Raw genomic sequence first — 12,648 nt, forward strand, 5'->3', positions numbered from 1 at the left:
GCGCCGCCAACACGACTTGGTCCAGAACTGTCTGAAATACGACCCCCTCGGCCAGAAATCGCCGTATGAGGCCAAGGAGTGTGTACCAACCACCGTCACCTACAGCATGATTGGACGCCCCGCCGCGCCGCTCCGTAACCATCCCGCCCCGCGCCCCCGCTCCATCGCCGTTCCCTCTCAGTCCATCACCAGTCGCACCACCACTGCCAGCGGTTCGTTGCAAAGAACGACGACTTGCGGCATCTGCACTCGATACCGTGAAGTTAGTTGGCGTGACCATGGGGAGAGTTGATGCGGATTTTTCCGAGCGAGATCTCGAGCAGGACCAGGAGCAAGGGGGAGCGCAGCGTCTTCACGGCGCTCAAGACCATTCAGGATGACCAGAGCGTCGCGCTGCACTCGGTTCATCTCCCCGAGCACCGCAGGAAGCGAGTCGGTGAGATCGACTTCGTCGTCATCATGCCCGACATTCTGCTCTTCATCGAGGTCAAGGGCGGAAGGGTTGTTGAGGACGGCGGGAACTGGTACTACGGGCCGGTGGGCAGGGAAGACGGCCCCAAGGAGAGCCCCTTCGCCCAGGCCAGCGGAGGCATGCACGAGTTCGAGCGCGAGATCGGCGGCCTGGTCGGTGACTTGAGGAACCATGGTGTCCCCAGTGGGTATTTGGTGGTGACCCCTGACATCGACCTGCCACCATTGACCGAGTACAAGCCCGAGCAGTATCTCGGTAAGACCGCCTACGACGGCGGACGTGGTCTGTCGCAGGGAATCGAGCGGGCGGCTCGCTACTGGCTGCGCCGGAACCGGTGGGCTCGGACACCTGTCTCGGCTTCATTGCGCAAGAAGATGCTCGAAGCCACCCGCCCGCAATTCGACCTCGTCCCCAACCTTCACTCCAAGTTGCTGCACCTCGATGTCGCCTTCGAGCGTCTGACCAACGAACAGCTGGACAGGCTGGACGAGTCGGAATCCAACGACCGCCTGATCTGGACCGGCGGAGCAGGCACCGGGAAGACATTCCTGGCGGCCGAGGCAGCACGCCGCAAGGCCGTGAACGGCAGTGTCCTGTTCACCTGTGCCAGCACTACTCTTGCCGCCCACGTGGCCGGAATTCTCGCAGGCGAAGCGATCACCGTCCTACCGTTCGACCGCCTTGACGAGGCTGTCGGCCGCACCTTCGACCACCTGATCGTGGACGAGGCGCAGGACCTGATGACCTTCGAAAGCATGGACACCCTGGAGAAGTTGCTCGTGGGCGGTCTTGCCGAAGGCCGCTGGCTCTTCTTGCTCGACCAGAACAACCAGGTGCTATCCCCTGCCTCGTATGACCCAGAGGCGTGGAACTACCTACTTTCGATGGGCTCCCGCTTCGGACCTCTTCGGCGCAACTGCCGCAACACCACCCAGATCGTGAAGCAGGTCCACTTCTACACGGGTGCCGACCTCGGGGTGGCCTCAGCCGGCGAGGGCGAGCCGGTCCGCTTCGAGTCCGTGGAAGGCGTCCAACAGGAAGCCACCGCTTTGGACACCTACGTGAGCGATCTCGTCCAACAAGGCGTTTCTCCCAAGGACATCACGTTGTTGTCTGTATCCGGGGACTGGGAAGCAAGTTCCGCGCGACTTTCCCAGCGATCGTCCAAGATCGAGCGATTCGCAGATGTCGTCGGGACCGAACGCACCAAGAACCGTCTCACCTGGTCCTCCATCGCTGACTTCAAGGGACATGAGAACCACGTCGTCTGCCTCATCGACCTTGAACCCGTTCATCTAGAAGGTCGGCTCGACGCGATCTACGTAGCCTGGACCAGGGCTAGGGCTCAACTGTGGGTCTCGTGTCGCCCCGGGTCCCGCCAGAAGCTGAAGGACCTGGGTGTGGCCGGGCTGGAGCGGATGGGTGCCCAGGGATGAACGGGATCGAGCAACAACTCAGCGCGCACCGAGCGGACTTCGGGGCGTACCTGCGCAAGCAGTTGGTCGGCCCGGCCATTGCCGAGGACGAGGTCCTCGTCGATCCGCCCGACCGGCGCTATCTCATGGGGACCTTGTATCCGCGCGGCGCCTCCCTGCTTGAGCACTCGCAAGTCGAAGGCGAGCAAGAAGCACACGAAACCGAAGCCGGCAACAGTGAAGAGGACACGTTCGCCGACGACCCGGTCGCAGAGGCGAATGCGTGGCTTCCCTCGTCGCTCGGATTCTCCTTCTTCACGGACGCTCATCACATCGAGGTGACGTGTGGTGCGTCTCGCTATCTGACATCTCGCCAAGGCGGACGACGCAGTTGGAAACGTCAGCCTCGCCTGTCCGCGACCAAGACGATCGCCGTGGATCAGAAAGAGGCAATCCGCGTGCTGGACGACCACGGTCGTCTCCACGTGCGCTGGCGCCCGTTCGGAGGCGGACACCTCATTACCTGCGTACTCGCCAATGGACACGATGAGGAGGACAGCGCCCACAAGGACCGGGACCTGATGCTCTTCCAGGCTGAGTTGGCCGTGACCACGATGGATGGGCGGATCCTCGAGTATCCGAGCACCAGGCTCAACAGCCGCGATGAGGAGGAACAGGAGCTGCGCGTCCAGTACCGGAATACAGTGACGAGGGCCGTCGGTCACGGGTGTGCTGTCGACTGGAGCGAAGATTCGCAAGAGGTCACCACCGTGCGGGCCCAAGTCATGCCGCAGCAAGTGGTCGCACACATCAAACCCGACGGTCCAAAGGATCTTCCGGTACTGAACCTCGCCCACCTGTCACAGTCCGATACACCCGTCGAAGACCTCAGGGCCGAACTGCACTCCTTCGTCCTCGACTACCGCAAGTGGTTCGACACTCAGAAGTCACAGGCAACATCTCTGCGACCGTGGGCCGCAGCTCCCGCCGCACGCGTCCTCGAGCGCATCGAGATCGCACTCGGTCGTATGGAATCCGGTGTAGAGGCTCTGACCGCCCCGACCGTGGGCGGAACCAAGGCTCGCGAGGCATTTCGACTGGCCAATCGCGCTATGGCGCTCCAAATGCTACACAGTCGCCCCGAGTTGGCGGGGGGCCGTCGCCGCAGGGACAGCGACGTCACGGAGCTTTCCGAACCCGATGGCAGCTCTGCGTGGCACCCGTTCCAGCTCGCCTACTTCCTGCTCGTGGTCGAGGGCCTGATGCACCCGGAACACGAGGACCGCAGAACAGTGGACCTCATCTGGTTCCCCACCGGCGGCGGAAAGACCGAGGCCTATCTCCTCACCGCCTGTTTCGAGATCCTCTGGCGCCGACTGCGGTTCGGAGCCGCGGGGGGTGGCACCGCCGTGCTGAGCCGATACACGCTCAGCTTGCTCACCACTCAGCAGTTCCAACGCACGGCCACAGCCGTCTGCGCCCTTGAGTACATCCGACGAGAGCACGACGGACCGCTCGTCCACGATCTCGGTGAGGAACCCTTCTCCATCGGCCTCTGGGTGGGCAAGGACACGACACCGAACACCGTCGCCGCCGCGCAGGATGAACTCAGCACCCTGATGCAGATGAACGAACCGGACGACCGGTTCCTGCTGGAACGCTGCCCGTGGTGCGGTACCGAAATCGTTCCGGAACGGCAGGGTCGACATCAGGACTTCGGGATCAGAGCCGACGGCGTCAGCACCTCGTTCTTCTGCCCACGGACAACCTGCGTCTTCCATGAGCGACTCCCTGTCACCGTGGTGGACGAGCAGATCTACGAGGAACCTCCAACCTTCGTACTTGGCACCGTCGACAAGTTCGCCCGATTGGCGTGGGAGCCGAGGGCGGGCCGGCTTTTCGGCGGGAACGGCACGCACAAGCCGTCCTTGGTGATCCAGGACGAGTTGCACCTGTTGGCAGGTCCGCTGGGCACAACAGTTGGACTGTACGAAACGGCGATTCTCGAACTGTGTGCATGGGATGGCTTCGTCCCGAAGGTCATCGCTTCTACGGCGACGATTCGACGCTCAGAGGATCAGATCCGCAGTCTCTACGGTCGTCCCACACAGCTCTTTCCCCCTGCGGGTCTCGACGCCGGGCACTCATATTTCGCCTCGCCCGACAAGGACAAACCCGGGCGACTGTATGTCGGAGTCATGGCCCAAGGACACACAGCTTCGACGTCGACCGTTCATGTAGGAGCCGCCTGTCTCCAGGCCCCGAAGGAGATCTGCGACGACGCCACCCTTCAGGACACGTACTGGACCACGGTCGCCTACCACAACAGCCTTCGTGAGCTGGGTCGAACCGTCACCATCGCGAGGGATGACATCCCCGCTCGCCTCGAGCACCTGACCCACGACGCCACACGGCGCCGCAACCTGGACGACGACGCGGTAGTGGAACTCACCAGCAATATTCCTCGCGCGGCCCAACCCCGACTCCTCGAACGCCTGGGCAAACACTTCAAGGAGCGCGGCAGCATCTCGTTCCTCGCCACGACCAACATGCTCTCGGTCGGGGTCGACGTCCCCCGACTCGGACTCATGATCATGAATGGGCAGCCCAAGACAACATCGGAGTACATCCAGGCCACCAGTCGTGTCGGTCGCCGTCAGGTGCCGGGCTTGATCGTCACCCTCTTCCGCTCGACCAAGCCCCGCGACAGGTCCCACTACGAGTCCTTCGGTGTCTACCATCGAGCGCTCTACCGGCACGTCGAGCCGACCAGTGTCACACCATGGTCCGTACCCTCCCGAAACCGCGCTCTGCACGCGGTACTTGTCATCCTCGTGCGACACGCGCTGGGCCTGAACTCGGAGGACCGAGCGGGGGACATCCTCGATCACACGGACGGAGTCACACGGGTCCGGGACCTCATCGTGGACCATGTACGACGGGCGGATCCAACGGAGGCCGACGCCGCGACGGAACAACTCGATTCCTTGATCGCAGCATGGCAACAAGAGGCCGAGATCGCGCGCAACGACGGCAGCCGTCTCTACTTTCAACCTCAGGGGCGTATGCATATGGCGCTCCTCACCGACTTCGGCAAGCAGGGTGGCCTCTGGGAGACGGCGCAGTCCATGCGTAACGTCGACCGCGAATGCCTGGTCGCCGTGAGGGGAACACAGTGAAGGACATTCGTCGCAAAGTTCGCAGAGGGCAGACCATCGTACCGTTCGGCGTCGGGGGTATCCTGGATCTTCGAGGTGAATCATTCGTCGCCGCGGACATTCGCAGCTGGGCCGCGAACGGCGAGCGCGTGGAATCGGTGCGCCTGGCGAAGAAATTGGGAGTACAGGACTTCCGCTCCGCTCCTGTCATCCCATCCGGAAAAGCCGCGTACACAACGCGTAACGGCCCCGTCTACATACGCTTCCCAAAGTGGCTCTTCTGTCCTCAATGTCGGGAAATGACATACTGGCGCTCAGGGGGCGAGCAGCGGGATAAGGCACCAACATGCGCCCGCTGCGCCGGAAAGCCGCAGCTTGCTCCGATGCGTTTCATCCAGGTGTGCCGAGCGGGGCACATGGCCGATGTCGACTGGCGCCGATGGGCTCACTCTCGGCCTAAGGATCATGCACAGCGTCAGTGCCAGCAAATACGGATCCGTTTCGTCGCAACGCCTGACTCCTCGGGCCTGGATGCTCTACGAGTCGAGTGCGCAGTGTGCAGGGCCGACCGGAGCCTGGAGGGAATCAGTCAGAAGAACATCCTCAAGCAGGTCGGCCTGTCCTGCCTCGGAGGTCATCCGTGGCAATCACCCACGGACGAGCCCGAACTCTGCGAGGAAACACCGCAGGCGGTGCAGCGCGGCGCCTCCAACGTGTACTTTCCCATCACTCACTCAGCTCTTGATATTCCCGCCCCTGCGGGAACAGATGATCACGACGAAATGACCCAACGGGTATTCAACAATCAGTATTGGCCCGATCTTCTGAGCGCAGAAGGCGGGCCCATCACAGACAGCTTCAAGGCGATCATCGCGAACCAGTGCGAAACGTCGGAAGAGTTCATCGAAGGCCTGCGCCGCCGCCACGCAGAGGACGCAGCCGCAATGCCGTCAACGGTGGACGCCGACGACGACCTGAGCATCGACGAATGGGCTGCCTTCTCATCCCCGGAGTCGGTCACCGGATCACGGACCTTCTCCGTGCGACGAACCGAGCTCGGAGTACGGCATGACGACCCCGACTCCATGCAGAAGTTGGCTGCACAGATCGCCGGGGTGGTCGTGGCCGACCGTGTGCGCGAGGTCCGTGCGCTTGAGGGATTTTCACGATATGAACCTAGCGGGGCAGACAGTGACGAGGATAAGGGCGGCCGACTGGTATCGGTCAATACAGCAACCCGAGCGCAATGGTTGCCCGCTATCGACACCTTCGGTGAAGGAATCTTCATCTCCGTCGACGAAGAGCGTCTGCACGCGTGGGAAACCATCCCAGCTGTTCAAGAATGGACGCGCCGGATAGAACTCAACTTGAATGCTTCGTTCAAGGCCGATCGGCTGAGAGGGAAGTCTGGACCCGAACTCCTCCCTAGATTTGTGATGCTGCACACGTTGGCTCATCACTTCATCCGGCAACTGTCATACGACAGTGGATACAACGCTGCCTCGTTGCGGGAGCGCGTCTATGCCAGAAGCCATGTCAGGGGGAGTGAACTACCGCCCCAAGCAGGTGTGTTCGTCTACACGGCGGCGGGAGATGCCGAGGGAACTCTGGGGGGACTTGTCCGTCAAGGACAACCTCCGAATCTCTTGGAAACCCTGATCCGCCTGCTCGAGACGGCCCAGTGGTGCTCACAGGACCCGCTGTGCGCCGACTCGACCGGCAGGTCACTTGCCAACCTCAACCGGGCCGCATGTCACGCGTGCACGCTGCTTCCCGAGACATGCTGCGAGATCGACAACTCCCTCTTGGACAGGACTCTGCTGATCGGCGACGGTGACGTCCCAGGGTTCTTTCGCGGGGTGGTCCAGGCCGCGCTCGAGGAATCGGCGGAAGCCGTGGAACTTCAATGAAATTCCCTTCCCTTCTCGAGATCGCGGATGAGCAGCAAGCTGTCATCGACCTCCCGTTCCACGGATCCCATGTGGTCACGGGGTCGTCGGGTGTGGGCAAGACCGTGATGGCCATCTACCGCGCATGGGCACTCGCCACCGCTCGCCGTCGCGTCACACTCTTCACCCGCTCGAACCTGCTGCGACAGTACATCCATCAAGCATCGCCGGAGCTTACCCAATTCGTCGAGGTCACCACCTTCGACCGATGGATCAGACAGCTCTGGCAGGCCCGCTTCCGCACACAGCCCCCGTGCACCGACGAGGACGGATGGAACTACTCCTGGTTCGAGATGCATCGGGACTGCATCCTGCAAAGGATCACGTCCTCGACCCATCTTGTCATCGACGAAGCCCAGGACGTGCCCGTCCACTTCTACGAGTTGTGCCGCACCCTTGGTGTCGAAGTGACAGCATTTGCCAACGAGGAGCAAAGGATCGACGACGATCACAGCACCGTTGCCGAAATATGCCGAGCACTGGCTGTGCAAAGCGACCCGATCGTCCTGCACGAAAATCACCGGAACACGCGTGAGATCTCGCTGCTTGCAGCCGAGTTCCATAGGGGTGTCAACCGCAACCCGGTGCACCTACCAACTCAGGCCGGCCACCGGCCCGGCATCACCAGAGTTCCTTCTCTGGATTACTTCCTCACCGAATTCACGCACTATTTCCAGGCGCACAAGGATCGCAGCATCGGCATCATCTGTCGGTCGACCCTCCTGCAGCGAGAGATACAAAACAGGCTCACACACCTCAGGCTCGACCAGTACACCCAAGCCTATGTGTCCAACGACCGATACCGCGCTGACGTCAACTTCTCCAGGTTCCCCATCCTGATCGTGAACACGGCCAGCATGAAGGGTCTTGAGTTCGACAGCGTCTTCGTGCCGGACCTGGATACCTATACGGAGGATCCAACGACGGTCCTGGCGCGCCTGCGGTTGTTCCTCCTCTGCACGCGCGCTCGGAAGGACCTCCACTTTGCCTATCGCGGACTACGGGAGCCACCTATCCTGTCGGGCATCTCGGAGTCTCTGCTGACCCGACGCGCTGGCTGACCTATCGCCCACCTCATCGACCTCAACTTCGAAGTGTTCCTGCGCCCGATCCAAAGCCTCGTCCGGATCGCAGCCGTGTGCTCGCAGCCAGTGGAGGAGGTCCGCGATGACATCGATCGCGGCCTCCTCCGCAACGGCGACTGTCAAGGACGAACTCACCTCAAGCCTCAAAGGTCCCCTCTCTCCATAGTGGCCGATCAGAGCCTCAGCACGATCAACCCGCAGACCGCCCGTGTGACCGGTCGGCGATCCGAGTCTCGTGGCCAACTCACACCAGGTGACCTTGGAGTCGCTCCGAAGGATCACGCCCCATCGGTCGGCGACGGCATCGAGTAGAGCCATACCTCGCCCACTCTCCGCATCTGCCTCGGCCGCGAGCAGCGTCGGTAGAGCGCGCGTATCAGGGTCGCTGACCTCGATGCGGACATGCGTATCCCTCATCGTGAGTCCGAGCGTCGTGGGCGTGTGTGGCCCCACATGCGTGATGACGTTGGCCACGAGTTCCGAGACGCAAAGCTGCGCCGCATCGACCAGTTCAGGCAGACCCCACAGGTTCAGATGCAGCCGCATGATCCGGCGCATCGCCGCCACTTCCTCCGGCTCAGCGAGGAACGGGATCTCCCACGGCTTCCTCGTCATGCACTCATGAACGCTCACGCCTCCACCTCTCAGCCAGAAGCCCATGAGGTCGACGAGGTCGACGACTAGTTGTTACGACCCATGGACCTACCGTAGCGATGCATGTGAGCATGGCAGCGCGCATCCCGCCATGCAATGTGCACGAGGGGATTCCCTCCATAGAGTGATTGGCGTTTCCAGGGGCTTCCGGTGAGATGGAACCTCCGCTAGATGACAGGGAGTTGGAATGGCCGGCTCGCCCACCGCCCGACGTCGCCGACTGGCGATCGAGCTCAAGAAGCTCCGCGAGGAGCACAACCTCACTTGCAACCAGGTGGGCAAGGAGCTCGACTGGAGCGGGTCCAAGGTCAACCGCATGGAGACAGGCACCGGGCGCGTCCAACCGTCGGACGTCGAAGCGCTGTGCCGCTTCTACGGGACCACCTCTGAGCTGCGCGAGTTCCTCAAGGCCCTCGCCAAGGAGTCGAAGCTACGCGGGTGGTGGCACGCCCACGCCGCGGCGATCCCGTCTTGGTTCTCTGTCTACGTCGGGCTGGAACAAGAGGCTGCCAGCCTGCGCCAGTACCAGTGCGAGTTCGCCCCGGGACTGCTACAGACAGCCGCCTACGCCACGGAACTGCACCGCGCCACCGGCCACATCAGTGATGCGCAGTTGGAGCGCGCCATTCACGTACGCATGGAACGGCAACAGATCCTCACCCGAGAGAACCCGACCGAACTCTGGGCGGTCGTTCACGAGACCGTCCTTCGTCACGTCATCGGCGACCGCGACATCATGAAGCGTCAGCTCGAACATATGCTGGCCATGGGGAAGTTGCCGAACGTGACCCTTCAAGTCCTGCCCTTCGACGCGGGTACATACCCCGCGACCGGCGCGTATACCATCCTCGGATTTCCCGAGCGGGGAGACCCGGACGTGGTGTACCGAGATGGGATCACTGATGCGGTCTACCTGGAATCTCCCTCGGACGTGGACCAGTACACGAAGGCCTTCGACACTCTTCGGGCCTCCGCTTCGAGCCCGGTCCGCTCCGCCTTGTTGATTGAGAAGGTGCTTGAGGAGTACTCCAGATGACACAAGCCACAGGTTCCGGCGCCCGCTTGACCGCCGAATGGCGCAAGAGCAGCTACAGCAACGGCTCCGGGGGCGAATGCGTGGAGGTGGCTGCCGCCGAACGCACAGTCCTCGTACGCGATTCGAAGCGTCCTGGCGGCTCGCTGATCGCCGTCCGGCCGTACGCCTGGAGCGGGTTCCTCGACACACTGAAGCGGGTCTCGTCGCGCTGAGTCGGCCGGGAGGTACCCCGGCCCGCGTCCCGCGTCCGGCCCGCGGAGTTCACGGATTGCAAGAAGGTCCCGCACCACAAGCAGCACGGCGGCCGTGGAGTGGGATTTTTCTGCATCTCGGAGTGGCCGTGCAGGGGGGAGGGCCGGCGCGGCCCAAGTCCTCTGGGCGCTGGGCAGGCTTCGTGCCCTTCTAGGCGGCGCAGGCCAACGCAAAGAGGGCCCGCTCCAGGCGGGCCCCCCTCAAGGTGATGCTCAGCGATCAGTGGTCGCCGTTGTACCGGTCGTCATAGCCGCCCGCGTGGTGCCCCGCGCCCTTGGTGATGCCGGCCGGGCCGCCGAGGTTCTCGAAGGCGAAGCTGCCGCCCTGCATGCCCTTGTCGTAGCCGCCCTCGCCGTGGCCCGCGCCCTCGGTGATGCCGGCGGGGCCGCCGAGGTTCTCGAAGGCGACGCTGCCCTGCCAGCCGCCCCTGTCGTCGTCGTGGGCGAGGGCGGTGCCGCTGGCGCCCAGCATGGCTGCGGCGGTGAGGGCGGTGACGGCCAAGGCGGTACGGATACGCATGGGGTCCCTTTCAGGTACGCGATCATGGGGTGTGTCGAGGTCCTCCCCTCTTCCCCAACCGCACAGACGTGCCCCGCCGCAATTCACCCGGACAGCGGAGATCGAGGAGGCAGTCGAGGCAGCGGGCCGCCCCCTTGGCCCACCGGCGGCCCGGTTAACCCACTCGCTCGTCCCAGTCGATCCGGTGGTCGAACTGCCACGCTCCCCACACCGCTCCCCCTGCCCCGCCCACCTTCGTCGCCACCGGCAGCAGCGCGTCCCGCAGGGCTCGGCTCAGCGGGCCCGCGGGCTTCGGGGTCGCCGTGCGGGCCGCGGCCGACGTGGCCGTCGCGGTCGCCGTCGTGTGTTTCAGGATGCGGTCCACCCGGGGGCGGCGCAGGGACTCGTACGCCGCGAAGGCTTTGGTGGGGGGCAAGTCCCTTAGGCAGCGGGCCAGTTCTACCGCGCTCTCCGTCGCCAGTGACGCGCCCTGGCCCGATGTGGGGGACGTCGCGTGGGCCGCGTCTCCGATCAGGATCATGCGGCCCCTGCTCCAGGTGCGGACGGGAGGCATCGTTTCTGTGGGGCCCGTGATCAGCAGGTCCTGCGCGGCCGTTTCCGACAGGAGGTCCGGTGCCGGTGTGCGGTCGTCCGCGAAGGCTTCGGTCAGGCGCCTGTGCCACTCCTCCGCGCCCACCGCCTGCGCCTCCGCCTGCGTCAGCGGCTCGCGGTGCGGCAGGTTCGCCGACCAGGCCGCCGAACCGTCGTCGAAGATCTGGTAGGCGAAGTACGCCCTCTTGCCGTAGCACATGTACAACACCCCCTCCGTGGAAGGGAGTTCCGTCTTCTGGACGCGTGCCGTGAAAGTGAGGACCCCGGCGTAGTGCGGCTTCGGGACCGACGGGTCGATCAGTGAACGCACCGTCGAGCGCAGGCCGTCCGCGCCGATCAGGATGTCCGCCCTCTCCTGCGAACCGTCCGAGAAACGGGCCGTCACGCCCGTGCCCGTGTCGGTCGCGTCCAGGAGGCGTCTGCCCCTGTGGAGGGGGATGCCCCGGCGGTCCGCCTCCGCCGCCATCGACTCGTGCAGCTCCTTGCGCCAGACGAAGCGCGTCGTGGGAAGGTCGGCGGGCGGGGTGAGTTGGGCCAGGTGTCTGCCCGTCCAGCTGCGCAGGCCCAGGGCGGTCACCGGGGTGCCGATCGCGCTCACGGTCTGCGCCGCGTCGATCGCCTCCAGCGCCTGCTGGCCGTTCGGGGCTATCGTCATGCCCCCGCCGAAGCGAGAACCCCCGCCTGGAGCATGCCCTCCCGGCGCCGGGTCCTCGTACGCCTCGTACACCGTCGCCTCGATGCCCGCCTTGTGCAGTGCCATCGCCGCCACCAGGCCTGCGATTCCACCCCCGATGACCAGGGCGGTTCGGGTGCGGCGGTCGGCAGTGGTTCGCGCGGTCATCTTTACTGTCGGTCCCTCGTCATCACTATCGTCCCCCGTCGGCTGCTGTCGGCTGCGGCTGCTGCTCCTGCTTGCTCCTGCTGCGGTCCGCTGCTCGGTCGAGCGCGCCGCGTGGCGCAGCGCACACCCTCACCAACCTACGTGTCCTCGACCCCCTCGCCGCAAGGCTTTCCTCGCGCGTTAGCCTCGGGCCGAAGGCGCATTGACGACGTGTCGACGTATTTGACGACGTAGTGATGATGTATCGGCTTCACGCCGTGGCAACGACGGCAACGACCGACAGCACCGATGGAAGCGACGGAAGCGAGGCAGTCGTGGCAGGTATGGCGAAGGTTCCGGCAGCAGTGACGGCCGCCGGTGGGCTCGTCGGCGGGTTCGCCGTCGCCCGCTGGACCAAGAAGCGACCGCTCGGAGGCGTCGTCCTCGCCGCCGCGGGAGCCGCCGCCGCTCAGCAGTGGCGGCAGAGCGCGGGCCCGAAGACGGCTGCCGCGCTCGGCGCCACGTACGTCGCCGCCTTCGCGGGGTCGCATCCGCTCGCCAAGAAGGTCGGGGCCTGGCCCGCGGTCCTCGGCGTCGCGGGTGGAGTCGGGCTCGCCTCGTGGGTGCTCGCCGACCGCCGGGGATGATCGAACGCGGCGGGATGGATGACCAGCTGCCGGGGCGGGCCGGTCCGGCA

General features: G+C 64.3%; 10 protein-coding genes. 7 read left to right on the plus strand and 3 right to left on the minus strand.

Annotated elements, in window-relative coordinates; translation table 11 throughout:
- The first annotated feature begins 291 nt into the window (after positions 1 to 291).
- Genes ACFUPX_RS26835 through ACFUPX_RS26850 form a run of 4 tightly spaced genes read left to right on the plus strand, consistent with a single transcriptional unit; the run spans position 292 to position 8,055 of the window.
- Complete coding sequence (locus ACFUPX_RS26835; protein ID WP_383327746.1) at positions 292 to 1,908, plus strand: NERD domain-containing protein; 1,617 nt, start codon at positions 292 to 294, stop codon at positions 1,906 to 1,908.
- Complete coding sequence (locus ACFUPX_RS26840; RefSeq protein WP_383327749.1) at positions 1,905 to 5,066, plus strand: helicase-related protein; 3,162 nt, start codon at positions 1,905 to 1,907, stop codon at positions 5,064 to 5,066. The genes ACFUPX_RS26835 and ACFUPX_RS26840 overlap by 4 nt, the downstream gene beginning before the upstream one ends.
- Complete coding sequence (drmB, locus tag ACFUPX_RS26845; RefSeq protein ID WP_383327752.1) at positions 5,063 to 6,955, plus strand: DrmB family protein; 1,893 nt, start codon at positions 5,063 to 5,065, stop codon at positions 6,953 to 6,955. Before ACFUPX_RS26840 ends, drmB begins: the two co-directional genes overlap by 4 nt.
- Complete coding sequence (locus ACFUPX_RS26850) at positions 6,952 to 8,055, plus strand: hypothetical protein (protein ID WP_383327755.1); 1,104 nt, start codon at positions 6,952 to 6,954, stop codon at positions 8,053 to 8,055. The genes drmB and ACFUPX_RS26850 overlap by 4 nt, the downstream gene beginning before the upstream one ends.
- Here the strand turns inward: ACFUPX_RS26850 and ACFUPX_RS26855 are convergent.
- The gene (locus ACFUPX_RS26855) at positions 7,993 to 8,694 is read right to left on the minus strand and encodes an ATP-binding protein (RefSeq protein WP_383327825.1); all 702 of its coding nucleotides are present in this window, start codon (positions 8,692 to 8,694) and stop codon (positions 7,993 to 7,995) included. The genes ACFUPX_RS26850 and ACFUPX_RS26855 overlap by 63 nt on opposite strands.
- Positions 8,695 to 8,920: 226 nt before the next feature.
- Here ACFUPX_RS26855 and ACFUPX_RS26860 point away from each other — a divergent pair, with 226 nt between their 5' ends.
- Together ACFUPX_RS26860 and ACFUPX_RS26865 are read left to right on the plus strand one after the other, a co-directional pair.
- Entirely contained in the window at positions 8,921 to 9,769 is an 849-nt protein-coding gene (locus tag ACFUPX_RS26860; protein WP_383327758.1) for a helix-turn-helix domain-containing protein, read from the plus strand.
- Complete coding sequence (locus ACFUPX_RS26865) at positions 9,766 to 9,981, plus strand: DUF397 domain-containing protein (protein WP_383327761.1); 216 nt, start codon at positions 9,766 to 9,768, stop codon at positions 9,979 to 9,981. The genes ACFUPX_RS26860 and ACFUPX_RS26865 overlap by 4 nt, the downstream gene beginning before the upstream one ends.
- A 259-nt stretch (positions 9,982 to 10,240) precedes the next feature.
- On the opposite strand, the gene ACFUPX_RS26870 is transcribed toward ACFUPX_RS26865, so the two are convergent.
- Together ACFUPX_RS26870 and ACFUPX_RS26875 are read right to left on the minus strand one after the other, a co-directional pair.
- Positions 10,241 to 10,540, minus strand: coding sequence for a hypothetical protein (locus ACFUPX_RS26870; RefSeq protein WP_383327764.1), 300 nt, complete (start codon positions 10,538 to 10,540; stop codon positions 10,241 to 10,243).
- 154 nt (positions 10,541 to 10,694) lie between these two features.
- Positions 10,695 to 11,972, minus strand: coding sequence for an FAD-dependent oxidoreductase (locus tag ACFUPX_RS26875; protein WP_383327767.1), 1,278 nt, complete (start codon positions 11,970 to 11,972; stop codon positions 10,695 to 10,697).
- A 323-nt stretch (positions 11,973 to 12,295) separates the two neighbouring features.
- On the opposite strand from ACFUPX_RS26875, the gene ACFUPX_RS26880 reads away from it, so the two are divergent.
- Positions 12,296 to 12,598, plus strand: a complete 303-nt coding sequence (locus ACFUPX_RS26880) for a hypothetical protein (protein WP_383327828.1) — start codon at positions 12,296 to 12,298, stop codon at positions 12,596 to 12,598.
- The last annotated feature ends 50 nt before the right edge of the window (positions 12,599 to 12,648 follow it).

It is taken from the genome of Streptomyces sp. NPDC057302 (assembly GCF_042667685.1).
GTDB lineage: Bacteria > Actinomycetota > Actinomycetes > Streptomycetales > Streptomycetaceae > Streptomyces.